This window comes from Roseateles sp. FW305-36, from assembly GCF_058787015.1.
In genome coordinates, this window is the sequence record NZ_JBYSZK010000001.1 from 334,173 (window position 1) to 356,709 (window position 22,537).

Below are 22,537 nucleotides of genomic sequence, written 5' to 3' on the forward strand. Positions count from 1 at the left end.
GCCTTGGCGGCATTGCGGCAGCCGATGAGTTTGCCTTGACGGCACAGCGCTGAACAGCAAGTCAGGGCCCTGAAACCGCCGCTATTGCACGGCGCGAGCGCCTGAGTGAGAAGCGCAGTGGGTCGACAGCGTCCAGCAATTCGGCCTCCAGCGGCCGCGGCGACCCCAGGGCCAGCGCGGCCACGAGGCGGCCGGCCAGGGCTGCCCAGGTGATGCCGCGCGAGGCGAAGCCGGTGCAGACGACGAGACCGGATCGGCGGGCTTGCAGGCGCAGTTGATCGGCTTCGGGCGCGCCGGGCCGGGCCAGGCCGCCGATCAGCGGCAGGCGGTCCGGTGCGATGAGACGCCAGCCGACGCGGCCGGCCAGCGGCGCTTCGGGTACGCGGGCCAGGCCGGCCAGGCGGGCATAGCGCGTGAGGTTGTCGACCTGGTCGGCCTCGCGCAGGGCGGGGTCGAGGTCGCCGTCCTGCGTCGTCGCACCACACCAGATGCCGCCTCGGCCATCGGCAATCGCATAGCCCTCGCCGGCGATCGGCAGGGCCGGGCACCAGGGCGCGTCGGGCAGATGGCTCAGCTGCCCGCGCTGCACGGTCAGCCCTTCGGCCAGCTCACCGAGCAGCGGCAACTGGCCGTGGCCGCCGGCCAGCACGACCAGGGGCGCGGCCTCGATGAGCTGGCCGCCCGCGTCGAGCAGCTGCCAGCCGCCGTCGGTCTCGCGCAGTTCGGCGACGGGGGTGTTCAGGCGCAGCGCCGCACCACTTTCGGCCAGCAGCGCCCTCACATAGGCGGCCGGGTCCAGGGCGCCGCCGCCGGGGTAGAACCAGGCCGGATGGGCGAGGGCCGTTCCTGCCCGGCCCCCAGCCTCCTCGGCGTCGAAGGCCTGGACGTAGCCGGCCGCGGCCTGCATCTGCTCCCGGGCCAGCCGGGTCTCCAGCCGCAGCAGCCCCGGCTGATGCGGCAGGCCCAAACTGGCCAGCAGGTCTTGGGTTGCCAGTGCCGCGGCGCGGTTGAAGCGGGCGTGCGGTCCGTCGTCGGGGTTGACGGTACCGTGGAAGAGGCCGGCCGGATTGCCGGAACTGGCCTGGGCCGATGCTGGCAGGGCATCGACGACGGTGCAGGCCAGGCCGGCGCGCGACAGGGCCAGCGCGCAGGCGGCGCCCGCGAGCCCCGCGCCAACGACGACGGCGCTTCGTGCCTTGGGCGCCAGCGGCTCGCGGCCGACCGGGCGCCGCGGCGTGTGGCGAGGGGCGTAGCGGGCCACCGTCATCTCGGGCTTGTTGGCAAAGCCAGGCGCCAACTCGACCTCGAAGCCCAGCGAAGCCAGCGCCCGGCGCATCGGCCGGTGGATGCTCCAGGTGGCGGCGGTGGTGCCGGGCAGGGCGTGGCGCGACAGGCTTTTCAGCAGCCATTCGTCCCACATCTCCGGATTGCGGGCCGGGGCGAAGCCGTCGAGGTAGAGGGCATCGGCGTCCAGCACGAGTTCGCGCAGCAGCGTGCGGGCGTCGCCCAGGCCCAGCAGCAACTCGACACGGCCGCCCTCGAAGGCCAGGGTGTGCAGGCCCGGCGTCAGCGGCGGCCAGCGTTCCACGAGTTGCCGCGCCAGCGCGGCCAGCGGGCTGGCCGCATGGGCGCGGGTGAGGTCGTCAGGGCGCAGCGGATGCTTCTCGATGCTGACGAAGACGAGGCGCTCGCAGCGTGCCGGGTCCTGCCGCCAGGCGTCCCAGGTCGCCAGGAAGTTGTTGCCCAGGCCGAAGCCCGTCTCCAGCACGACGAAGCGCTCGCGTCCCTGCCAGCGGCCGGGCAGGCCGTTGCCGGCGACGAAGACATGGCGCGACTGGGCCAGGGCACCCGCCCGCGAGTGATAGACGTCGCTGAAGGCGGGCGAAGCGGGCGCGTCGGGCTCGGAGAAATCGACTTCGGCAGGGACGAGGGGCGTGGCCTTCAAAGCTCGACGGTCTCGCCGTGCTGGGGCACGCGCACGGACAGGCCGAGCTCGTCCTGGATGCGGCCACGCAGCGCATCGGCGGCCGCGGGTTCGCCATGCACGACGAAGACCTGGCTGGGCGGGCGGGGCAGGGCACGCAGCCACTGCATCAGGCCATCGGCGTCGGCGTGGCCGGAAAGACCGTCGAGATGGCTGACCTCGGCATTGACCGCCACCCAGCGGCCATGCAGCTTGATCTCGCGCTCGCCCGCCACCATGCGCGCGCCGCGCGTGCCGCCGGCCTGGAAGCCGGGGAAGGCGATGTGATGCCGCGGTTGCGGCGCCAGGGTCTCGATGTAGTTCAGCACGCGGCCGCCGGTGGCCATGCCGCTGGCCGAGATGACCACGGACGGCCTGGCGCGGGGCGCGGCCAGGCTGGCGGCCAGCTTCAGGCTCTGGGCCTGCTTGGTGACGTAGCGCACGCGGTCGGTCAGGCCGCGTGCCTCGCTGGCGGAGATGCGCAGCAGGCGGGCGTGCTTGATCGTCAGTTCGGTGGCCAGCTCGGCCATGGGGCTGTCCAGCCAGATGGGCACGTCCAGTGGCAGCTCGCCGGCATTGCGCAGGCGCTGAAGCAGCAGCAGCAGCGCCTGGGCGCGGCCGACGGCAAAGCTGGGCAGCAGCACGGAGCCGCCGCGCTTGAGGGTCGTGCGCAGGATCTGTGCGAGCCGGGCCTGCGCATCCTCGGCCGGATGCAGGCGGTTGCCGTAGGTGGATTCGATCAGCACCACGTCGGCCGCCGGCGGCACCTGGGGCGTCGGCATCAGCAGGTCGCCCACGCGGCCGATGTCACCCGAGAACAGCAGGGAGCTGCCGCCGCGGCTGACATGGATGGAGGAGGCGCCGAGCAGATGACCGGCCGGCGTGAAGCGCACGTCGGTGCCGGCCAGTGTCAGGCGGCCGTCGCGGGGCAGGGGCGCGAACTGCGCCAGCGTGGCCTCGGCCTCGCGCACGCTGTAAAGGGGCCGGGCCTGCTCGTGGCGGCTGGTGCCCTCGCGGTTGGCGCGGCGCGCGTCTTCCTCCTGCAGATGGGCGCTGTCGCGCAGCAGCACGTCGCAGAGGTCGCGCGTCGCCGATGTCGCGTAGATCGGGCCCTTGAAGCCCTGGCGGCGCAGTGCGGGCAGATAGCCGCAATGATCCAGATGCGCATGCGAAAGCAGCACGGCGTCCAGTTGCGTGGCCGGTGCGCCCAGGGCCATCCAGTTGCGTTCGCGCAGGGTCTTGTAGCCCTGGAAGAGGCCGGCATCCAGCAGCAGACGCTGCTCGCCCAGGGTCAGCAGATGGCGCGAGCCGGTGACGGTGTCGGCAGCGCCGAGAAAGGTGAGCTTCATGGTGCGCCCAGGGTTTGCATGGCGCCGGATTCGAGCACCTGCACGGCCGGGCCGGCTTGAGCCAGCGCAAGCCGCAGCGCGCGGGCGACGCGGTCGGCGGCGATGGGACGCCAGGTCTTGGGAATGAGGCCGGCGACGGGGCGCACCAGGCGCAGCGTCCAGGCTTCCGCCGTGCGGTGGGGCTGGCCCGTGGCTTCCCGCGGGCCGTCCAGCAGCGACGGCCGCGCGATGGCGAGGCGCTCGAAACCCATCGCGATCAGCGCGGCCTCGGCCTCGCCCTTGACGCGGTTGTAGAAGACGCCCGAGCGGGCGTCGGCGCCCAGGGCCGAGACGAGGCCGCAATGGGTGGCGCCACGCTCACGGGCGGCGCGCGCCACGGCGACGACGGCTTCGAAGTCGACGCCGCGGAAGGCCTCGCGCGAGCCGGCCTGGGCCATGGTCGTGCCCAGCGCGATGAAGACGCTGCGGGGTGCTGGCAGGTCGGCGGGCAGGGCGCGCAGGTCGACGATGGCTTCACGCCGCTGCGGGCTGGCGGCGATGCCGCTCAGGGGACGGCGTACCAGGGCCAGCACCGGCTCGTCGCGCAACTGCGCCAGCAGCTCGCGGCCGATCAGGCCGCTGCCGCCGGCGACCCAGGTCAGCTCGGGGGAGTTCATGCCCCCGATCTTGCCTGAGTACCGGCCTCACTCCAGCGTGATCTGCAGGGCTTGCAGGGCCGTGGCGCCGGGCGACCACCTGCCTTTGACGGTCAGTTCGCGGCCGTTGCGCAGGCCCAGGGCGCTGCCGCGGCCGAAGCGGGTGGCGGCCGTCCACCGGACCTGCCAGCCCTTGAGCATGAAGGTCTGCTGCGCGGTGTCGAGCGCGGTCAGCCGGCCGCTGATTTCCAGCGGCTCGGGCGCCTCGGCGGCGACCTCGGTGGCCACCAGCACGCCGTTGCGCATGCGGCCCTGCACCTCGGCTGCCGCGCCGGCCTGCAGCTGGGCCAGGCCCTCGATCTGCGCGTGGCTAGCGTCCACCGTGACGCCGTCGACGGCGAACTGGCGGGTCGAGGTGAATTGGGTCACACGCCCCTGCAGTTCGACGGCCAGGCCATCGGGCGGGCGCAGCGCGTCGTCGCGGGCCTGCAGCAGCTGCCAGCTGCCGTCGGCCAGGGGCGGGCCGAGCACCAGGCGGACGACGGCGCCGGACGCGAGGTCGGCCGGGATGAGGGATGGGTCTGCGGCGCGGGCCAGCAGCGTGCCGACCTGCAGCCAGTCGCTGCCGCGTGCGCTCAGCAGGCCGCGCAGCATGGGCGCGTCGTTGGGCTGGGCGCGTTCCAGCCGGGTGGCGACGATGCGGCCCGCGCTCAGGTCGAGCTGGCCCCAGACCTGCACGTCGGCCGGCGTGCCCGTGGCGCCGGGGCCGCGCTGCGCGCTCGTCGGCACGCTGACGTGCTGGCCCAGCACGAGCAGGCTGTGGCTGTCCAGCCAGCTGGCGCCGCCGACGACCTGGGTGTCGACGATGACCGAATAGGCCTGGGCCGAGGCGGCGACGATGGCGCCGGCCAGCACGCGGGCCGTCATGCCCTCGGCGAGGTCGTTGCCATGCAGCGGGGCGCCGTCGCCATCGGTCAGCGTGGCGCCGCCGGTGGCCAGGCTGACGCCGCCGACTGTCAGCGGCGCCGTCGCGGTGACGGCCGCGCTGATGAAGCTCTGGATGCGGCCCGTGCCGCCAGTGGACACGCCCAGCGGATGGACCGTCGGCGCGTCTTCGATGGCGCTGCTGCCGCCACCGCCGCAGGCCGACAGGCTGCTGGTGCCCGCCAGGGCCAGCCAGTGGCGGCGCGAAAGCCGGGCTTCAGTGGGGATTGGGGGCAGGCGTCGCATCGGAGGGCTCCGGATCGGGTTCGTGGAAGGTGAACACACCCAGGCGGGCGCGGTGGGTGCCGGGGCGGCCGGCGGCCTGGTCGGCGGCGATCAGCCGCTCCAGCTCGGGAATGAGTTCGGCACGCAGGCGGGCCCATTGCGCGCGGGCGAGGTCGGCGATGGCCGCGGCGGAGTCCTCGCTGAGCTCGTCGGCGTAGATGGCCTGCTCGAAATGGCGGCGGTCGCGGTGCACCACGTTGGCGGTGGCGGCGGCGAGGTGGTCGCCGACGTTGGCGCCCAGGAAGCCGAACATCTGCGCATCGTCCTGGGTGGGCGTGACGCGGTCGGGCTCGAAGTGCACGGTCTGGCCGTCGTCCGACAGGCTCACCAGGCCCAGGCGCAGCATCTCGTCGAGCAGGCTGCGCGGATGGACGTGGCGGGTGATGGACTGGGCCAGGCTCTCGAAGCTGGGCGCGGGGCCACCGCGGGGCAGGGCCAGCGGCTGACCGTCGGGGCCGGCGCAGTCGGGGTGGGTCATCCAGTGGGCGTAGAGGCGGCCGGCCGGGCTGGGGCGCTGGGCGGGCAGGGGTGGCAGCTCGCCGCTGAGCCGCGCCACCTCGCGCCGGCTCAGGCCGGTGGCCGTGGCAACCCGGCTCACGTCGCGTGCCCCGCTGCCGCTGCTGGCCTCGCGCGCGGCGCGCACGAAGGCGCGCTTGAGCAGCTCCTCCACCGGTGCATGCGCCAGGCCATGGGCCACGCACAGGCGGGCCAGGGGCACGAGCAGGGCCTCGAGGGCGGGGAGTAACAACTCATCACGTTTGTCCATTTGACGGGTCGATTCTGGGCGCGCAACATGAAATGCGCAATTTGTGCATTTGTTTGAAATCGTAAGCGAGAAGGAGGCACCCGATGCCGAGCTACACGTTGAATGTGAACGGCCGGGACCAGCAGGTCACGGTTGCCTCCTCCGACATGCCCCTGCTGTGGGTGCTGCGCGATGTATTGGGCCTCACCGGCACCAAGTACGGCTGCGGCATCGAGATCTGCGGTGCCTGCACGGTCTGGGTCAACGGCGAGCCGCAGAAGAGCTGCGACATGGACGTGTCCTCGGCTGCGGGCAAGCACATCACCACCATCGAAGGCCTGTCGCCCGACCGCAGCCACCCGGCGCAGAAGGCCTGGGTGCTGCACCAGGTGCCGCAGTGCGGCTACTGCCAGAGCGGCATGCTGATGAGCGTGGCCGGGGCGATGAAGGCCGGCCACCATGGCGCCGAGATCGCGGGCGAGGTCAGCAACCTCTGCGTCTGCGGCACCTACCAGCGCATCAAGACGGCCGTGGCCGGGCTGTGAGGGAGAACGCCATGAATGCACGCATCCCTGCAACGGCCGGCCTGGACCGTCGCCAGTTCCTCGCCGCCGGCACCGGCCTGACCCTGGGCCTGGTGTTGGCCGGCCAGGCCGAAGCGGCCACGGCGACGGCCGTGAACGCCTGGCTGACCATCGCCACCGACGGCAGCATCACGCTGGCCAGCGGCGCCTCGGACATGGGCCAGGGCTCGTTCTCGGGCCTGGCCCAGATCCTTTGCGAGGACCTGATGGTGGACCCCGCCGCCGTGCGCGTCGTGGCCGCGGCGCCGTCGCTGGCGGTGCCGGCACCGGTCGGCGCGGCCATCAACACGGTGGGCTCCAGCGTCACCCGCAGCAACTTCTGGCGGCTGCGCGACGCCGGGGCGATCGCGCGCGAGATGCTGGTCAGTTCGGCCATGGTCGAGGTCGGCGATGCCACGCGGGCCAACTACGCGGCGGCGAACGCGGTGGTCACCCATCTGCCCAGCGGCCGCAGCCTTGGCTATGGCCAGCTGGCCGCGCGCGCCGCGACGCTGCCGGTGCCAGCCGCGGCGCCGCTGGTGCCGGATGCGCAACTGCGCTGCATCGGCAAGCCGCTGCCGCGGGCCGACATCCCGGCCAAGGTGGACGGCAGCACGGTCTATGGCATCGACGTGCGCCGGCCCGGCATGGTGTATGCCGCCATCCGCCACTGCCCCACGTTTGGCGGCGTGCTGGCGGCGACGCCGGCCACCCCGGGTGGCGCGCTCGCCGTCGTGCCGGTCAAGGTCGCGCCCGGCACGGGGCGCGGGCTGGAGGCGGTGGGCCACGTCAACGCGGTGGCCGTCGTCGGCCCGACCACCTGGGATGCCTGGCAGGCTGCCCGGCGGCTCAACCTGAAGTGGACGCTGCCGGCCAATGCAGCGGCATTGAACAGCACGCAGTTCATGGCCGATGCCCAGGCGCTGATGGCCTCGGCCACGCCCTATGCGGCCGGCGCGGCCAACGGCCCCGGCACGGCCTACACGGTGGAGAGCAGCGGCGCGCCCGAGGCCGCCATCGCCGCGGCCGACGTGAAGCTGGAAGCCAGCTACAGCCTGCCCTATGTCTCGCACGCCTGCATGGAGGTGCTGAACTGCACGGTGGATTACCAGGCCGGCATCGGCTGCGAGGTCTGGGCGCCGACGCAGTCGGCCAAGTCGGCGCTGACCCTGGTGATGGCCTTGACCGGCATGACGGCGCTTCAGGTCACGATCCACGTCACGGCCCTGGGCGGCGGCCTGGGGCGCAAGGCCGAGCTGGACTTCATCTCCCAGGCGGTGCAGGTGGCCATGGCCGTCGGCAAGCCCGTCAAGCTGATGTGGCCGCGCGAGGAAGACTTCAGCCACGACCAGTACCGCCCCATGGCCCTGGTGCGCGTGCGCGCCGGGCTGAACAAGTCGGGCCAGGTGCTGGGCTGGACCTACCGCAATGTGTCGCCGTCCATCCTCGGCCAGCGCGGCGTGCCGCTGCCGGCCACGGGCGACAGCCAGGGCAGCGAGGGCTCCCAGGCGCTGCCCTATGACTTCGGCGCGCGGCTGACGGAATGGGTCAGCCACACGGCCGGCATCCCGGTGGGCTTCTGGCGCTCGGTGGGCGCCTCCATCAACACCTTCGCGGTCGAGTCCATGGTCGACGAGCTGGCACTGGCCGCTGGCGCCGACCCCTACCAGTACCGCCGCGCGCGGCTGACCGATGCGCGCTGGCTGGCCGTGCTGGACGCCGCGGCGCAGGCGGCCGGCTGGGGTGGCCCCGTGCCCACCGGCCGCGCGCGCGGCATCGCCATCGGCACGGCCTTCAACAGCATCGTGGCGCAGGTGGTGGAGGTCAGCGCCACCAGCACCGGCCCCCGGGTCACGCGGGTCTGGCTGGCCATCGACTGCGGTTGGGTGGTCAACCCGAACTCGGTGGAGGCCCAGCTCATCGGCGGTGTCGTGCATGGCCTGAACGCGGCCCTCTACGGCAAGCAGACCTTTGTCAACGGCGCGGCCCAGGCGCGCAACTTCAACGCCAGTCGCATGATCCGCCTGGGCGAGATGCCCCAGGTGGTTGTCAAGCTGATGCCCCAGCCGGCGCTGCTGAGCCGCGGCGCCGTGATGGGCGGCGTGGGCGAGCTGGGCGTGCCCACGCTGGCACCGGCCCTGGCCAATGCCTGGGCGCGGCTGAGCGGCAAGCGCGTGAGGGCGCTGCCCTTCTATCCCAACGCCACCATGAGTGACGGCTGAGCCAGCCGCCCGCAGGGGTCAGCCGCCCCCCCCCCCCCCCCGTGAACGGCGGCATCACCTTGTCATGCAAGGACATCGCCATGAAAGCTCTGCTCACGCTGTTCTGCGCACTGGCCGCCTCGGCCGCCGCGCCGGCCCAGACCACGGTGGCCCTCACATCGGCCGCCCCCAGTCCCTTCACGGCGCTGGAGCCGTTGGGCTGCAATGTCGCCAACACGGTCTGCCGCTACACCGATGCCGCCACGCATGCGATGAAGATCGTCGTGACCTTGCAGCCGGCGTTCGGTGTGACGGTGGACGGCGCGGGCTATGGCGTCACCCAGGTCACGTCGACCTTGCTGGTGGACACCCTGTATCGCAAGGTCGTCGACCTCGAATACACGCTGGCGCCGACCGCCACGCTGTCGGGGATGAGGACGATGGCGCGCAGCGGCTCGGGGCGCGGCGGCTGGGCCTGGCATACCCACTACGACTTCTCGGTGCTGACGATCTACTGAAGCGCAGGGCCTAAAAAAACGGCCCGCACTCCGGAGAGGGCAGGCCGTTGCCAGGCAGGTTGTTCAGCGCTTGGGCTGCGTCAGGCGCGGGCCGTTGTTGTGGCGCGGTGCGCCACCGTCACGGCTGGGCTGGCCGCCGGCCGGGCGCGGTGCATGCTGGCCTTGCGGCTTGGCGCCACCATGACCGGCGTGGGCTGCGGGCTTGCCGCCCGGACGGCCCTGGCCCTGCGGCTGGCCGCCGCGGCCTTGCGGCTGCTGAGCACCACGGCCCTGGCCCTGCTGGCCACCCCGGCCCTGGCCCTGGCCCGGACGACCGCCACGGCCACCATGAGGCGGCGGGTTGGGGTTGCGGCCCCGGCTGCCATTGGGGTTGAGCACGGTGCGGCCCAGCACGATGGGCTCGGCCTTCTCGTTGGGATCGGGCACGAAGCCGGGCACCGTCTCCTTGGGAATCTCGCGCTTGATGAGGCGTTCGATGTCGCGCAGGAAGCCGTTCTCGTCGACGCAGACGAGGCTGACCGCCTCACCCTGGGCGCCGGCGCGGCCGGTGCGGCCGATGCGGTGGACATAGTCCTCCGGCACATTGGGCAGCTCGAAGTTGACGACGTGGGGCAGCTGGTCGATGTCGATGCCGCGGGCCGCGATGTCGGTCGCCACCAGGCAGGTCAGGTCGCCCGACTTGAAGTCGGCCAGGGCCTTGGTGCGGGCACCCTGGCTCTTGTTGCCGTGGATGGCCATGGCACTGATGCCCTGGTCGTTCAGGTAGTCGGTCAGGCGGTTGGCGCCGTGCTTCATGCGCGTGAAGACGAGGACCTGATGCCAGTCGCCCGACTTGATCAGGTGGGCCAGCAGTTCCTTCTTGCGCTCGCGGCCGACCGGGTGGACCTTCTGGGCGATCGCGTCGTTGGTCTGGTTGCGGCGGGCCACCTCGATCAGCGCCGGCTGGTTCAGCAGGCGGTCGGCGAGGTTCTTGATCTCGTCGCTGAAGGTGGCGCTGAACAGCAGCGACTGCTTCTTGGCGGGCAGCAGGGCCAGCACCTTCTTGATGTCGTGCACGAAGCCCATGTCGAGCATGCGGTCGGCTTCGTCGAGCACCAGGATCTGCACCTGCGACAGGTCCAGGGTGCCTTGCTGCGCGTGGTCGAGGAGGCGGCCGGGGGTGGCGACGAGGATGTCGACGCCGTCACGCAGCTTGTTGATCTGCGGCTGCATGCCGACGCCGCCGAACATGACCATGCTCTTCAGCGGCAGGTATTTGCCATAGGTCTGCACGCTTTCCTCGACCTGGGCGGCCAGTTCGCGGGTGGGGGTCAGCACCAGGGCGCGGATGGCGATCTTGCCGCGCTTGTTCAGCAGCTTCTCGCCGGTGGCGAGGCGGTGCAGCATGGGCAGGGTGAAGCCGGCGGTCTTGCCGGTGCCGGTCTGGGCGCCGGCCATCAGGTCGCCGCCGTTCAAGACGGCGGGAATGGCCTGAGCCTGGATGGGGGTGGGGGAGGTGTAGCCGGCGTCAGCGATGGCCTTCAGCAGCGGAGCTGCAAGGCCGAGGGTGTCGAAACTCATCGAATCCTAGAAAGGGGAGGGCACGCCGAAAATCACCGGGGCTCGCCGTGCCGCCGGGGAGGCGACACCAGTCTTCGGGCAAGCCAGGCCGCGTGCGGGGGGCTCTAAAAAGTGAAACGCCGCGCAAGACTGTCAGCGCGGCGTTGAAAGACATTCTAGCGGGTTAACTATTTACGAATCGTGACCCAATCCATGCTTGCCCAGTTGTTGGCCGAATGCGGGATGCTGACTTCCTTGCGCATGGCCCAGGGAATGACCTGGCGGTGCAGCGGAATGATGTTGACCTGGTCGCGGTAAGACTGCAGGGCCGCCTTGACGACGGCTTCGCGTTTTTTCGGGTCGGCCTCGATGGTGGACGCCGCGGCCAGCGCGTCAGCGTCGTTGTTGACGATGCCACCATAGTTGGCCACGCCCACGCCCTGCTCGCCACGGTTGCGCAGCACCGGCGTCAGCATGGTCTCGGCATCGGTCGAACCGCCGCCCCAGCCCGTCAGGAAGAGACTGGTGTCGAACTTCTCGATCTTGGGGAAGTAGAGGGTGCGCGGCATGGCGTTGACCTTGACCCTCACCTTGACCTGGGCCCACATGCTGGCCAGGGCGATGCAGATGCGCTCGTCATTGACGTAGCGGTTGTTGGGGCAGTCCAGGGTGATCTCGAAGCCGTCCGGGTAGCCGGCTTCTGCGAGCAGCTTCTTCGCCGTGGCGACGTCATAGGGCAGCCGGCTTTCCAGCTTGGGATCGCCGTAGGCCCCGCGCGAAGACGAGGTCAGGCCGCCGGTGGGCGTCGAATAGCCGCTCATCAGCTTGGTCTTGATGGCCTCGATGTCGATGGCGTGATACAGCGCCTTCCTCACCCTCAGGTCCTTCAGCGGGTTCTTGCCGTCGGGCGACTGGCCGTAGAGCAGCTTGTCGCGGCTCTGGTCCATGCCGATGTAGACGAGGCGGTTCTCCTGGCCGTCGACAACCTTGAGGTCAGGCAAGGTGCGCAGCCGGGCGATGTCGCGCGGCGGCGGGTCGAGGACGAAGTCGATTTCGCCCGAGATCAGGGCCGCGGTGCGCGTTGCGTCGTTGCCGATGGGCAGGTAGACGAATTCCTGCAGATTGCCTTCGAACTTGTTCCACCAGTTGGGGTTGCGCTTGAAGACCGTCTTCACGCCCGGCTGGCGGCTGACCAGCATGAAGGGACCGGTGCCATTGGCGTGCTGGCTGGCATAGGACTCCTCCTGCTGCTTGTAGTTCAGCGGCCGCGCCACCCGGTGCTCTTCGCACCACTTGCGGCTCATGACGAAGAGGGTGGTCAGCAGCTCAGGGACGATGGGGTTGGGCTTGTCCAGCGTGAAGACGACCGTCAGCGGGTCGACGGCCTTGGGCGAGCCGACGGCGTTGGCGTAGACGCGTTGCGGCGAGTTGTCATCCCGCAGGCGCTGCATGGAGAAGACGACGTCGTCGGCCGTGAAGGGCGTGCCGTCGTGGAACTTGACCCCCGGGCGCAGCTTGAAGCGCCAGATCAGCGGCGTGACCTGGGTCCATTCCGTGGCCAGCGCTGGCATCGGGGCCAGATCCTTGCCGCGCCGCGTCAGCGTCTCGTAGACCTGGTTGTTCAGGCTGTTGGTCATGACCTCGTTCTGCGAATGCGGATCGGTGGTCTGCATGTCGCCCTGGCTGGACCAGCGCAGGGTCTGGGCTTGGGTCAGGCCGGCAGCGAGAACGAGCAGGGCGGCGAAAAAGCGGGGCATCTGGCTTCCTGGAAACGCGGCTCGGCGACAATAGCAGGCAATGCAGGCCCTCTTCCGGGGCCTGCCGCTGTTTCAGCTCCAAGGATCGCCCCATGGCCCAGTACGTTTTCAGCATGAACCGTGTCAACAAGACGGTTCCCCCCAAGCGCCACATCCTCAAGGACATCTCGCTGTCCTTCTTCCCCGGCGCCAAGATCGGCGTGCTGGGCGTCAACGGTTCGGGCAAGTCGACCATCCTGAAGATCATGGCCGGCGTCGACAAGGAATACGAGGGCGAGGCCATCCCGATGCCGGGCATCAAGATCGGCTACCTGGAGCAGGAGCCGCGCCTGAACGCCGACCAGACCGTGCGCGAGGCGGTGGAAGAGGGCATTGGCGGCGTGCTGGCCGCCAAGAAGCGCCTGGACGAGGTCTATGCCGCCTACGCCGAGGAAAACGCCGACTTCGACGCCCTGGCCGCCGAGCAGGGCGAACTGGAGGCCATCATTGCCGCCGCCGGCTCCGAGAACACCGATCTGCAGCTGGAACTGGCCGCCGATGCGCTGAACCTGCCGCCCTGGGATGCCCAGATCGGCGTGCTGTCCGGTGGTGAGAAGCGCCGCGTCGCCCTGTGCCGACTGCTGCTGTCCAAGCCCGACATGCTGCTGCTGGACGAACCCACCAACCACTTGGACGCTGAAAGTGTCGAGTGGCTGGAGCAGTTCCTGCAGCGCTTCCCCGGCACCGTCGTGGCCATCACCCACGATCGCTACTTCCTGGACAACGCCGCCGAGTGGATTCTCGAACTCGACCGCGGCCACGGCATTCCCTGGAAAGGCAACTACTCCGAGTGGCTGGACCAGAAGGAACGCCGCCTGGAGACCGAGCAGAAGAGCGAAGACGCGCGCATGAAGGCGATGAAGGAGGAACTCAAGTGGGTCCGCTCCAACGCCAAGGGCCGCCAGGCCAAGAGCAAGGCGCGTCTGGCCCGCTTCGAGGAGCTGAGCGACGTCGAATACCAGCAGCGCAACGTCACCAACGAAATCTTCATTCCCGTGGCCGAGCGGCTGGGCAATGAAGTCATCGAGTTCGAGAACGTCAGCAAGAGCTTCGGCGACCGCGTGCTGATCGACAACCTGTCCTTCAAGGTGCCGGCCGGCGCCATCGTCGGCATCATCGGCCCCAACGGTGCCGGCAAGTCGACGCTGTTCCGCATGCTGCAGGGCGTGGAGCAGCCGGACAGCGGCAACGTCAAGATCGGCAAGACCGCCAAGCTGGCCTTCGTCGACCAGAGCCGCGCCAGCCTGGAGGCCGACAAGACCGTGTGGCAGGACGTCTCCGGCGGCCTGGACAACATCATCGTGGGCAAGTTCATCATGCCCAGCCGTGCCTACCTCGGCCGCTTCAACTTCAAGGGCAACGACCAGCAGAAGCTGGTCGGCCAGCTCTCCGGCGGTGAGCGCGGCCGCCTGCACCTGGCCAAGACCCTGGCCCAGGGCGGCAACGTGCTGATGCTGGACGAACCGTCCAACGACCTGGACGTCGAAACCCTGCGCGCGCTTGAAGAAGCGCTGCTGGAGTTTGCCGGCTCGGCCATGGTCATCAGCCACGACCGCTGGTTCCTGGACCGCATCTGCACCCACATCCTGGCCTGCGAGGGCGACTCGCAGTGGTTCTTCTTCGATGGCAACTTCCACGAGTACGAAGCCGACAAGAAGAAGCGCCTGGGCGAGGAAGGCGCGCGCCCCAAGCGCATGCGTTTCAAGCCGATCAAGTAAGGGTTCGCCCGGTGAGGGCGGTTCACTAAAAGCAAAACCGCCCTCGGTTGCCGACACAGTTCTTTACCCTGGGCCCAAAGATGCCACACAGGCCCCCTGGAAGATGACCTCACTCCCCCTTCTTCCAGGAGACCTTTGATGAAAGCCTTCCAGATCCAGAACCTGTTGCGCGCCGGCACCGTGGCTGCGGCACTGGTCCTCGGCGGCGTTGCCGCCCACGCCCAGCCCGGCCACCATGGCGGCCCGGCCATGATGGCGCCCGGCGGCCTGTTCGGCGGCCACATGGACCATCTGCTCGATGCCGTCGGCGCGACGGATGCCCAGCGCAGCCAGATCGAAGCCATCTTCAAGGCCGCCCGCCAGGACCTCTCCGGTCAGCGCGACGCCGGCAAGAAGCTGCACGAGCAGATGGCCACCCTCTACACGGCCACCAACATCGACGCCGCCGCCATCGAGGCCGTGCGCGTGCAGATGAGCGCCCTGCATGAGACCGCCTCCAAGCGCCTGAGCCAGGCCAGCATCGACGCCGCCCGTGTGCTGACGCCCGAACAGCGTGCCAAGATCGCCGAGCTCATGAAGAAGCGCCAGGCCCGCATGGCCGCCCACCAAGCCGGTTGATTGGCTCTCTGCCTGGAGTTCTGCGATGCTTGAGCTTCGTTCCACCGGCGCGGACGCGCGCCGGCCTCCCTTTACTTCGCTGGCCCCGGTGATGAGTGCCCGACTGCTGCTGATTGACGACGATGCCCGCCTGACCGGTATGGTGGGCGATTACCTGCGCTCCGCTGGCTTCGAAGTCAGCACGGCCGGCAACCTGGCCCAGGCCCGCGAGGCCCTGGCCCATGGCCGCTTCGAGCTGCTGGTGCTGGACCTGATGCTGCCCGACGGCGATGGCCTGGACTTCTGCCGCTGGCTGCGCGGTGACGCGCGCTGGCGCCACCAGCCCGTGCTGATGCTGTCGGCCCGCGGCGAGCCCATGGATCGCATCCTGGGCCTGGAACTGGGCGCCGATGACTACCTCGCCAAACCCTTCGAACCGCGTGAACTTCAGGCCCGCATCAAGGCCCTGCTGCGCCGCCTGGAGCCCAAGCTCGACGGCGACGAGGTGCTGCGCTTCGGCCGCCTGGAGATCGACCTGGCTGCCCGCGTGGCGCGCCTGGACGGCAAGATCTGCGACCTGACCAGCCACCAGTTCGACCTGCTCGTCGTGCTGGCGCAAAGCCCGGGCCGCGTGCTGAGCCGTGACCAGATCATGGATGCGCTGAAGGGCCATCCGCTGGAAGCCTTCGACCGTTCCATCGACGTGCACATCTCGCGCATCCGTGCCGTCATCGAGGACGATCCCAAGAACCCCCGCCGCGTGCTGACCGTGCGCGGAGCCGGCTATGTCTTTGCCCGCAAGCAGGACGCCGACGCCGACGCCGCCTGAACGCCCTGGCTTGAAGTCACTCTACGTCCGCATCTACCTGACGCTGGTCGCGCTGCTGCTGGCATTCGCCTTCGGCTCCGCCTGGCTGTTCCAGCGCCACATCGAGCAGGAGCGCGGCAACGTCGAGTCGGCGGCCGGCGAGAGGCTGAACGCGATGGCGGCGCTGCTCAAGCTCGCCCTGCCGCCGGCCACGGCACCCCGCGAGGAACAGGCCGCGGCCTTCGCGGACTGGGGCTTGCGCCTGCGCATGCCCATCGCGCTGGAAGACGCCGACGGCAAGCGCATCGCGACGACGCAGATGTTCGTGCGCCGTGCCGATGATGCCGGCGCCATCATCGTCAGCGCCAACCTGGGCGACGGCCGCAGCTTGGAGATGGTGCGTTCCGTGCGGCCGCCCAACCCCCAGGTCGGCGCCTCCGGCAGTTCCGCGCCCGCTGGCCCGGGTGCCGCTCGCCCGCCGCGCCTGGACGAAGGTCCCTGGACCGGCCCCTGGCTGCACCGTCCGGTGTCGCCGGGTGCGCCGGCAGTGTCCACGCTGGCCGTCGTGCTGGTTTTGCTCTTCATCGGCGTCGCGGTCGGGGCCTATCCCGTCGTGCGCCGGCTGACGCGCCGGCTGGAGGCCTTGAAGCGGGGCGTCGAGAAGTTCGGTGCCGGCCATCTCGGCCATCGCGTCGACGACGGCGGTCGCGACGAGGTCGCGGCCCTGGCCACCAGCTTCAACCAGGCGGCCGACCGCATCGAGACCCTGCTGCGCTCCCACCAGACCCTGCTGGCCAACGCCAGCCACGAACTGCGCTCGCCGCTGGCGCGGCTCAAGATGGCCTTTGCGATGCTGGACGACGCCGCGCCGGCCCAGCGCCAGCGTCTGGCCCACGAGATCGACGTCAACATCGCCGAGCTGGATGCCCTCGTCGAGGAAGTGCTGCTGGCCAGCCGCCTGGAGGCGGGCAGCGCGGTCGGCGAGACCCATGCCGTCGAACTGCTGGCCCTGGGCGCCGAAGAGGCCGCCCGCGCCGAAGCGGCCTTCGAGCCGGAGACCGATGCCGCGCGCATCCAAGGCCAGGAACGCCTGCTGCGCCGCGCCCTGCGCAACCTGCTCGACAACGCGCGCCGCTATGGTGGTCCCGAGGTGGAGCTGGCCCTGCGGCCGGTGGCGGGGGGCTATGAATTCGTCGTGGCCGACCGCGGCCCCGGCGTGCCGGCCGATCTGCGCGAGCGCATCTTCGAGCCCTTCTATCGCCTGCCCGGCCATGCCGAGATGGCCGGTGGCGTTGGCCTGGGCCTGAGTCTGGTCAAGCAGATCGCCGAGCGCCACGGCGGCAGCGTGCGCTGCCAGGCTCGCGACGGCGGCGGCAGCCGTTTCGTGCTGTTCCTGCCGACGGCGAAGGCCTAACGGTTCTCGTCGAAGACGCGCTTCAGCAAGAGGCTCAGCATCAGCGCGGCCATCATCAAGCCGGCGGTGGCGGCCTGCCAGAAGCCCACGGCGCCGGCGCCATCGCGCCCGAAGGCCAGGAAGTAGCCTCCGCCAATGCCCAGGCCCCACAGCGCGACGACGTAGATGATCATCGGCAGCGTCGCGACCTGGTAGGCGCGCAGCACATAGGCGGCCACCGTCTGCAGCGCGTCGCCGAGGTGGAAGAACCACACCCAGACCAGCAGGGGCAGGGCGGCCGCCGCGGCTTCGGGGTTGTCGGTGTAGAGCTCGACGATGGGCTTGCGTGCCAGCGCGACGATGGCGCCGAGCCCGGCCGCCACCAGGGCGGCCAGCGTCATCGCGTGGCGGCCCACGATGCGTGCTTCGCGCTTCTGGTCGGCGCCCAGGTGCTGGGCCACCAGCGTGCCCGCCGCGGTCGCCAGGGCCAGGGCCGTCATGAACATCATCGCGACCAGATTGACCGCGATCTGGTGGCCGGCCACCGGCGTGGCGCCCAGCCTGGCGATGAAGAAGGCCATGAAGGTGAAACCCGTCACCTCGACCAGGATGGAGCCCCCCATGGGCAGGCCCAGGCGCACCAGGCCCAAGAGTTCACGCCAGTCCGGGCGCGTCTGCCAAAGATGGGGAATCTGGAAGGGCCGGTAGAAGGCGTCGCGCCGGATCAGCACCAGGGCGGCCAGGGCCTGGGCCGTCATCGCGATGGCGGTCGCCCAGCCACAGCCGCCCACACCCATGGCCGGGATGGGACCCCAACCGAACACCAGCACCGCGTTCAGCGGCACCTTGGCGGCCAGACCCGTCAGCTGCATGGCCATGACGGCCTTGGGCCGGCTGACGGCCGTCGAGAAGCCGCGGAAGGCCGTGAAGAGCAGGCCGGCCGGCAACGCGAAGGCTTCGGGACGGGTGTAGGCCCGCACCTTGCCGGCCTGGGTGGCATCGAGCTGGGCCAGCCAGACAAAGGGTTCGGGGAACCAGAGCAGCAGGCAGCCTGGCACGCACAGCAGCACGGCCAGCCACTGCGCCTGCAGGAAGCTGCGGCCGGAGCCGGGCAGGTCATCCGCGCCGAACTGCCGGCCGGCGATGGGCCCGACGGCGAGGACGACGCCCATCAGGCCGACGAAGATGCTGACGTAGGCCGCCGAACCGACCGCCAAGGCGGCCAGGTCCTGCGGGCCGACACGGCCCATCATCAGCGTGTCGACCGTGCTGAACATCATCACGGCGATCTGGCCGACGAGGACGGGCCAGGCCAGCGGTACGAGGCGGCGGGCGCTGTCGATGAAACGGATGCGGGTCATCGCGCGGCCCGCTCTGCGTAGCGGTTGAAGCGCCAGGCCGTACCTTCCTGCGTGATGCGATGCCAGACGATGCGCTTCTCGAAGGGATCGAGGGCCGGCCAGTGCTGCACCTCGTCGAAGGTGCGGCCACAGCCCTTGCAGACCGGGTCGCCCTGGGCGGTGGAGCAGATGGCGATGCAGGGCGAGTCGGGCGTCGTCGTGTACCAGGCCAGCCAGGCCTCCAGCGCCTTGGGCTTGAGGCTGTCGGCGTCGATGTCGGTCGCGCGGCTCAGCGCCAGCAGCGCATAGGCCTCGGCCAGGGCACGCACTTCGGGCGCGGCGCTGATGCCATCGGGCGACGGCGAACGCTCGCGCCACCAGTTGATGGCGGCCTCGAGGTCGGTGACATGGATCGGAGAACTCAAGCCACCAGCCCCATCGCCGCGCGCACCTCGCGCAGCGTCTTGCGCGCGACGGCGCGGGCGCGCTCGGTGCCGACTTCCAGCGTCCACTTCACCTGCTGCGGGTCCAGGGCCGCGGCGCGTTCGCGCCAGGGGGCCTGTTCCTTCTGGATGGACTCGATCAGCGGCTGCTTGCAGTCCAGGCAGCCGATGGCCGCGGTCTTGCAGCCGGTTTCGCAGGCGGCGCGGGTGGCCTCGTCGCTGTAGATCTGGTGCAGGGGCCAGACGGGGCAGCGCGCCGGGTCGCCGGCGTCGCTGCGGCGCACGCGCTGCGGGTCGGTCGGCATGGTGCGGATCTTGGTGGTGACGACCTCGGGCTCGTCGCGCATGGCGATGGCGTTGTCCAGGCTCTTGCTCATCTTCTGGCCATCGAGCCCGGGCACGCGGGCGGTCTCGGTCAGCAGGGCCTGGGGTTCGACGAAGACCGGTGCGGCCTCGGCGTAGAGGCGGTTGAAGCGGCGCGCGACTTCGCGGGTCACCTCGACGTGGGCGGCCTGGTCTTCACCCACCGGCACGCCGGCGGGCTTGTACATGAGGATGTCGGCCGCCTGCAGCAGCGGATAGCCGAGGAAGCCATAGGTGGCCAGCTCGGGATCGGCGGCGACCTGGTCCTTGTAGCTGGGCATGCGTGCGAGCCAGGAGGAGGGCGTGCACATCGCCAGCAGCGCGAACAGCTCGGCATGCTCGGGCATGCGGCTTTGCAGGAAGAGGGTGCAGCGCTCGGGGTCGATGCCGGCGGCCAGCCAGTCGGTCACCATCTCGTAGACGTGGCGGGTCAGCATCTCGCCGCTGGGACGCTGGGTGGTCAGGGCATGCCAGTCGGCGACGAAGAAGAAGCAGTCGTGCGTATCCTGCAGCCGCACCCAGTTCTTGAGGGCGCCGTGGTAGTGGCCGAGGTGCAGGGCGCCGGTCGGGCGCATGCCGGAGAGCACGCGCGGGCGGGTGAGGGTGGGTGTCGTCGACATGGGACGCGGATTGTCGCTCCCCTAAACTTGCGGCCCCATGAAGCGACTGGTCATTCTGATTTCGGGACGAGGCTCCAATATGGAGGCCATCGTCAGGGCATGTTCCAACGAGGGCTGGCCGGCGACGGTGGCTGCCGTCATCAGCAACCGGCCCGACGCCGGCGGGCTGCAATTCGCGGCGGACCGCGGCATCGCCACGGCCGTCGTCGACCACAAGGCCTACGGCAGCCGCGAGGACTTCGACGCCGAACTGGCCCGCGTCATCGACGGCTTCTCGCCCGACCTGGTCGTGCTGGCCGGCTTCATGCGCATCCTGACGCCGGGTTTCACGGCCCGCTATGCGCGCCGCATGCTCAATATCCACCCCTCGCTGCTGCCGGCCTTCACGGGACTGCACACCCATGAGCGGGCGATCGCGATGGGCTGCAAGATCGCCGGCGTGACGGTGCATTTCGTCACCGCCGAGCTGGACCACGGTGCCATCGTCATGCAGGCCGCCGTGCCGGTGCTGGCGGGCGACGATGCCAAGGCGCTGTCGGCCCGCGTGCTGACGGCCGAGCACCGCATCTATCCGCAGTCGGTGCGTTGGTTTGTCGAGGATGCGCTGGTGTGGGATGGTGAGGTGGTGCGCCACCGGGATGGCGCGGCCCAGGCGCTGCTCGTCAACTGATCAGTCCGGCCAGGATATTGATCGACAGGGCCAGCACGCCGGTGTTGAAGACAAAGGCGAGCAGGGCCTGGACGAGTACCAGCCGGCGCATGGCGCGGGAGCTGACGCAGACGTCCGAGGTCTGCGAGGTCGCCGCCACCGTGATCGAGAAATAGAGGAAGTCGCCGTAGTCCGGCGGCCCTTCGTTGTCGCCCGGGAACTCCAGCCCATGCCCGGCCTTGCCGCCGCTGTGATAGCGGCTGGCGTAGGCGATGCCGAACTCCACCGGCAGCAGCAGCCAGGAGCCGGCCACCGTCGTCAGGGCGAGCAGCACATAGCGCGGGTCATGCTGCTGCTTGGCGGCCTGCAATTCCAGCGTGATGGCGGCAAGACTCGCCAGCGCGCAAAGCACGGCCAGGGCCAACATGGCCACGACGCCTTCGTTCAGGCGTTGTGCGCGGCTTTGCACGTCCACCGAGCCGGCGCGGCCCAGCATCATCCACAGCGCCAGCGGCAGATAGATCCAGACGACGAGATTCCAGCCGATCAGCAGTCGTGTCTGCAGGCTCATCATCCCGGGCCAAGCCGCGGCCAGCGCGCTGCCCACGAGGATCGCCGTCGTCAGGCGGGGGCGCAGGCGCAACTGGGTCCAGAGCTTCATTCAGGGAGGTTGGGATAATGCGGCGATGCATCCTAATGCCCTGCTGGAGCTGTGCGCCGAGCTGATCGCCGCCGTCAACAAGCTCGACGCGCCGGCCGACGCCACCGTTTCGGCCTTCTTCCGTCAACACAAGAACCTCGGCCAGCGCGAGCGCGCCAGCCTGGCCGAAACCGTCTATGCGCTGCTGCGCGAGCGGCTGAAGTTCCAGAACCTGGCCCAGAGCGGCAGCGGCCCCATGCCGCGCCGTCTCGCCATGCTGGCCTGGCGCGGCAGCGACTCCTTCCTGCAGGGCGCACTGAACCCGACCGAGAAGCAGTGGCTGCAGCAGGTCAGTGCGATCGACCCGCAAAGCCTGGCCCCCAAGCTGCGCCACAACATGCCCGACTGGCTGGCCGAGCCCCTGCTCGCGCGCCTGGGCGAGGTGGAGTTCTGGAAGCTGGCCTGTGCCATGAACGAGTCTGCGCCGCTGGACCTGCGCGTCAACACCCTCAAGCTCAAGCGCGAGGAAGCCCAGGCGCAGCTGAAGGCGGCGGGTATCGAGGCGACGCCCACGCCCTACTCGCCGATCGGCCTGCGCATAGCCGGCAAGCCGGCGCTGAACAAGCTGGAGCTCTTCACCAACGGCAGCATCGAGGTGCAGGACGAGGGCAGCCAGCTGCTGGCCCTGTTGCTGGCGCCCAAGCGCGGCGAGATGGTGGTGGACTTCTGCGCTGGTGCCGGCGGCAAGACCCTGGCCTTGGGGGCCGCGATGCGCAATACCGGTCGCCTCTATGCCTTCGACGTCTCCGGCCACCGGCTGGATGCGCTCAAGCCCCGCCTGGCCCGCAGCGGGCTGTCCAACGTCTACCCAGCCCAGATCGCTCATGAGCGCGACGAGCGCATCAAGCGCCTGGCGGGCAAGATCGACCGCGTGCTGGTGGATGCGCCCTGTTCGGGCTTGGGCACGCTGCGCCGCAACCCCGACCTGAAATGGCGTCAATCGCCCCAGGCGGTGGCGGAATTGCAGGCCAAGCAGCGCGCCATCCTGGCCAGCGCCGCCCGCCTGGTCAAACCCGGCGGCCGCCTGGTCTACGCCACCTGCAGCCTGCTCGACGCCGAGAACGAGGTGATTGCGGCCGAGTTTGCCGCCGCCCATCCCGACTTCAAGCCGCTGCCGGCGGAGGAGGCGCTGGTCAAGGCCCAGGTCGAGCGGGCCGGCGAACTCGTGGAAAACGGCGCACTCCGGTTGTGGCCTCACGAACACGCCACGGACGGCTTTTTCGCGGTCGCCTGGGAAAAACAGGGTTGACCCGGGTCAAAGAACGCGTCGATTTGCACGCCGCCGCCTGAATGCGGTGCGCCAGACCCCTTGAATTTGGGGGCCGTCC

General features: G+C 70.1%; 20 protein-coding genes. 9 read left to right on the top strand and 11 right to left on the bottom strand.

The features are described from left to right. Positions 1 to 61: 61 nt before the first annotated feature. From mnmC to AC3WOE_RS01595, 5 genes are read right to left on the bottom strand one after another with little or no spacing between them, the layout of a single operon-like run. Complete coding sequence (gene mnmC, locus AC3WOE_RS01575; RefSeq protein WP_492687746.1) at positions 62 to 1,945, bottom strand: bifunctional tRNA (5-methylaminomethyl-2-thiouridine)(34)-methyltransferase MnmC2/FAD-dependent 5-carboxymethylaminomethyl-2-thiouridine(34) oxidoreductase MnmC1; 1,884 nt, start codon at positions 1,943 to 1,945, stop codon at positions 62 to 64. Beyond that, positions 1,942 to 3,312, bottom strand: a complete 1,371-nt coding sequence (locus tag AC3WOE_RS01580; protein ID WP_492687747.1) for an MBL fold metallo-hydrolase RNA specificity domain-containing protein — start codon at positions 3,310 to 3,312, stop codon at positions 1,942 to 1,944. Before AC3WOE_RS01580 ends, mnmC begins: the two co-directional genes overlap by 4 nt. Beyond that, positions 3,309 to 3,968, bottom strand: coding sequence for a Rossmann-fold NAD(P)-binding domain-containing protein (locus AC3WOE_RS01585; RefSeq protein WP_492687748.1), 660 nt, complete (start codon positions 3,966 to 3,968; stop codon positions 3,309 to 3,311). Before AC3WOE_RS01585 ends, AC3WOE_RS01580 begins: the two co-directional genes overlap by 4 nt. Before the next feature lie 27 nt (positions 3,969 to 3,995). Then, positions 3,996 to 5,177 (bottom strand): DUF5666 domain-containing protein, encoded by a 1,182-nt coding sequence (locus AC3WOE_RS01590; protein ID WP_492687749.1) that lies wholly within the window; start codon positions 5,175 to 5,177, stop codon positions 3,996 to 3,998. Beyond that, positions 5,149 to 5,982 carry a DUF6502 family protein gene (locus tag AC3WOE_RS01595; RefSeq protein ID WP_492687750.1) on the bottom strand — a complete coding sequence of 278 codons (834 nt, stop codon included), beginning with the start codon at positions 5,980 to 5,982 and terminating at the stop codon, positions 5,149 to 5,151. The genes AC3WOE_RS01590 and AC3WOE_RS01595 overlap by 29 nt, the downstream gene beginning before the upstream one ends. An 83-nt stretch (positions 5,983 to 6,065) precedes the next feature. Between AC3WOE_RS01595 and AC3WOE_RS01600 the strand changes: the two genes are divergently transcribed. The 3 genes from AC3WOE_RS01600 (at position 6,066) to AC3WOE_RS01610 (ending at position 9,243) form a co-directional block, all read left to right on the top strand. Beyond that, the gene (locus tag AC3WOE_RS01600; protein WP_492687751.1) at positions 6,066 to 6,506 is read left to right on the top strand and encodes a (2Fe-2S)-binding protein; all 441 of its coding nucleotides are present in this window, start codon (positions 6,066 to 6,068) and stop codon (positions 6,504 to 6,506) included. 11 nt (positions 6,507 to 6,517) lie between these two features. Then, positions 6,518 to 8,746, top strand: coding sequence for a xanthine dehydrogenase family protein molybdopterin-binding subunit (locus AC3WOE_RS01605; protein WP_492687752.1), 2,229 nt, complete (start codon positions 6,518 to 6,520; stop codon positions 8,744 to 8,746). 80 nt (positions 8,747 to 8,826) lie between these two features. Then, positions 8,827 to 9,243 carry a hypothetical protein gene (locus AC3WOE_RS01610; RefSeq protein WP_492687753.1) on the top strand — a complete coding sequence of 139 codons (417 nt, stop codon included), beginning with the start codon at positions 8,827 to 8,829 and terminating at the stop codon, positions 9,241 to 9,243. Positions 9,244 to 9,306: 63 nt separating this feature from the next. On the opposite strand, the gene AC3WOE_RS01615 is transcribed toward AC3WOE_RS01610, so the two are convergent. Next, the gene (locus AC3WOE_RS01615) at positions 9,307 to 10,803 is read right to left on the bottom strand and encodes a DEAD/DEAH box helicase (protein ID WP_492687754.1); all 1,497 of its coding nucleotides are present in this window, start codon (positions 10,801 to 10,803) and stop codon (positions 9,307 to 9,309) included. Between the two features lie 167 nt (positions 10,804 to 10,970). Beyond that, on the bottom strand, positions 10,971 to 12,539 hold the full coding sequence (locus tag AC3WOE_RS01620; protein ID WP_492687755.1) for an ABC transporter substrate-binding protein: 1,569 nt from the start codon (positions 12,537 to 12,539) through the stop codon (positions 10,971 to 10,973). Positions 12,540 to 12,631: 92 nt separating this feature from the next. On the opposite strand from AC3WOE_RS01620, the gene ettA reads away from it, so the two are divergent. From ettA to AC3WOE_RS01640, 4 genes are all read left to right on the top strand, one after another. Next, complete coding sequence (ettA, locus tag AC3WOE_RS01625) at positions 12,632 to 14,296, top strand: energy-dependent translational throttle protein EttA (protein WP_492687756.1); 1,665 nt, start codon at positions 12,632 to 12,634, stop codon at positions 14,294 to 14,296. Between the two features lie 138 nt (positions 14,297 to 14,434). After that, complete coding sequence (locus AC3WOE_RS01630) at positions 14,435 to 14,914, top strand: Spy/CpxP family protein refolding chaperone (RefSeq protein WP_492687757.1); 480 nt, start codon at positions 14,435 to 14,437, stop codon at positions 14,912 to 14,914. A 91-nt stretch (positions 14,915 to 15,005) separates the two neighbouring features. Continuing rightward, entirely contained in the window at positions 15,006 to 15,722 is a 717-nt protein-coding gene (locus AC3WOE_RS01635; protein WP_492687758.1) for a response regulator, read from the top strand. 10 nt (positions 15,723 to 15,732) lie between these two features. Beyond that, a complete protein-coding gene (locus AC3WOE_RS01640; protein ID WP_492687759.1) occupies positions 15,733 to 17,115 on the top strand; it encodes a sensor histidine kinase in 1,383 nt (460 codons plus the stop codon). Here the strand turns inward: AC3WOE_RS01640 and AC3WOE_RS01645 are convergent. Genes AC3WOE_RS01645 through trpS form a run of 3 tightly spaced genes read right to left on the bottom strand, consistent with a single transcriptional unit; the run spans position 17,112 to position 19,860 of the window. Next, positions 17,112 to 18,455, bottom strand: coding sequence for an MATE family efflux transporter (locus AC3WOE_RS01645; RefSeq protein WP_492687760.1), 1,344 nt, complete (start codon positions 18,453 to 18,455; stop codon positions 17,112 to 17,114). The genes AC3WOE_RS01640 and AC3WOE_RS01645 overlap by 4 nt on opposite strands. Next, positions 18,452 to 18,859, bottom strand: coding sequence for a DUF3717 domain-containing protein (locus tag AC3WOE_RS01650; RefSeq protein ID WP_492687761.1), 408 nt, complete (start codon positions 18,857 to 18,859; stop codon positions 18,452 to 18,454). Before AC3WOE_RS01650 ends, AC3WOE_RS01645 begins: the two co-directional genes overlap by 4 nt. Next, entirely contained in the window at positions 18,856 to 19,860 is a 1,005-nt protein-coding gene (gene trpS, locus AC3WOE_RS01655; RefSeq protein ID WP_492687762.1) for a tryptophan--tRNA ligase, read from the bottom strand. The genes AC3WOE_RS01650 and trpS overlap by 4 nt, the downstream gene beginning before the upstream one ends. Positions 19,861 to 19,897: 37 nt before the next feature. Between trpS and purN the strand changes: the two genes are divergently transcribed. Beyond that, positions 19,898 to 20,530, top strand: a complete 633-nt coding sequence (gene purN / locus AC3WOE_RS01660) for a phosphoribosylglycinamide formyltransferase (protein WP_492687763.1) — start codon at positions 19,898 to 19,900, stop codon at positions 20,528 to 20,530. Here the strand turns inward: purN and AC3WOE_RS01665 are convergent. Next, entirely contained in the window at positions 20,523 to 21,170 is a 648-nt protein-coding gene (locus AC3WOE_RS01665) for a DUF1345 domain-containing protein (protein ID WP_492687764.1), read from the bottom strand. The genes purN and AC3WOE_RS01665 overlap by 8 nt on opposite strands. 25 nt (positions 21,171 to 21,195) lie before the next feature. Here AC3WOE_RS01665 and AC3WOE_RS01670 point away from each other — a divergent pair, with 25 nt between their 5' ends. Beyond that, positions 21,196 to 22,458: an RsmB/NOP family class I SAM-dependent RNA methyltransferase gene (locus tag AC3WOE_RS01670; RefSeq protein ID WP_492687765.1), complete on the top strand. Its 1,263-nt coding sequence runs from the start codon at positions 21,196 to 21,198 to the stop codon at positions 22,456 to 22,458. The last annotated feature ends 79 nt before the right edge of the window (positions 22,459 to 22,537 follow it).

Bases quoted from the DNA above. Each gene is read 5' to 3' on its own strand.
- AC3WOE_RS01580 (WP_492687747.1), bottom strand. From the start codon at position 3,312: ATGAAGCTCACCTTTCTCGGCGCTGCCGACACCGTCACCGGCTCGCGC.
- AC3WOE_RS01585 (WP_492687748.1), bottom strand. From the start codon at position 3,968: ATGAACTCCCCCGAGCTGACCTGGGTCGCCGGCGGCAGCGGCCTGATC.
- AC3WOE_RS01590 (WP_492687749.1), bottom strand. From the start codon at position 5,177: ATGCGACGCCTGCCCCCAATCCCCACTGAAGCCCGGCTTTCGCGCCGC.
- AC3WOE_RS01595 (WP_492687750.1), bottom strand. From the start codon at position 5,982: ATGGACAAACGTGATGAGTTGTTACTCCCCGCCCTCGAGGCCCTGCTC.
- AC3WOE_RS01600 (WP_492687751.1), top strand. From the start codon at position 6,066: ATGCCGAGCTACACGTTGAATGTGAACGGCCGGGACCAGCAGGTCACG.
- AC3WOE_RS01605 (WP_492687752.1), top strand. From the start codon at position 6,518: ATGAATGCACGCATCCCTGCAACGGCCGGCCTGGACCGTCGCCAGTTC.
- AC3WOE_RS01610 (WP_492687753.1), top strand. From the start codon at position 8,827: ATGAAAGCTCTGCTCACGCTGTTCTGCGCACTGGCCGCCTCGGCCGCC.
- AC3WOE_RS01615 (WP_492687754.1), bottom strand. From the start codon at position 10,803: ATGAGTTTCGACACCCTCGGCCTTGCAGCTCCGCTGCTGAAGGCCATC.
- AC3WOE_RS01620 (WP_492687755.1), bottom strand. From the start codon at position 12,539: ATGCCCCGCTTTTTCGCCGCCCTGCTCGTTCTCGCTGCCGGCCTGACC.
- ettA (WP_492687756.1), top strand. From the start codon at position 12,632: ATGGCCCAGTACGTTTTCAGCATGAACCGTGTCAACAAGACGGTTCCC.
- AC3WOE_RS01630 (WP_492687757.1), top strand. From the start codon at position 14,435: ATGAAAGCCTTCCAGATCCAGAACCTGTTGCGCGCCGGCACCGTGGCT.
- AC3WOE_RS01635 (WP_492687758.1), top strand. From the start codon at position 15,006: ATGAGTGCCCGACTGCTGCTGATTGACGACGATGCCCGCCTGACCGGT.
- AC3WOE_RS01645 (WP_492687760.1), bottom strand. From the start codon at position 18,455: ATGACCCGCATCCGTTTCATCGACAGCGCCCGCCGCCTCGTACCGCTG.
- trpS (WP_492687762.1), bottom strand. From the start codon at position 19,860: ATGTCGACGACACCCACCCTCACCCGCCCGCGCGTGCTCTCCGGCATG.
- purN (WP_492687763.1), top strand. From the start codon at position 19,898: ATGAAGCGACTGGTCATTCTGATTTCGGGACGAGGCTCCAATATGGAG.
- AC3WOE_RS01665 (WP_492687764.1), bottom strand. From the start codon at position 21,170: ATGAAGCTCTGGACCCAGTTGCGCCTGCGCCCCCGCCTGACGACGGCG.
- AC3WOE_RS01670 (WP_492687765.1), top strand. From the start codon at position 21,196: ATGCATCCTAATGCCCTGCTGGAGCTGTGCGCCGAGCTGATCGCCGCC.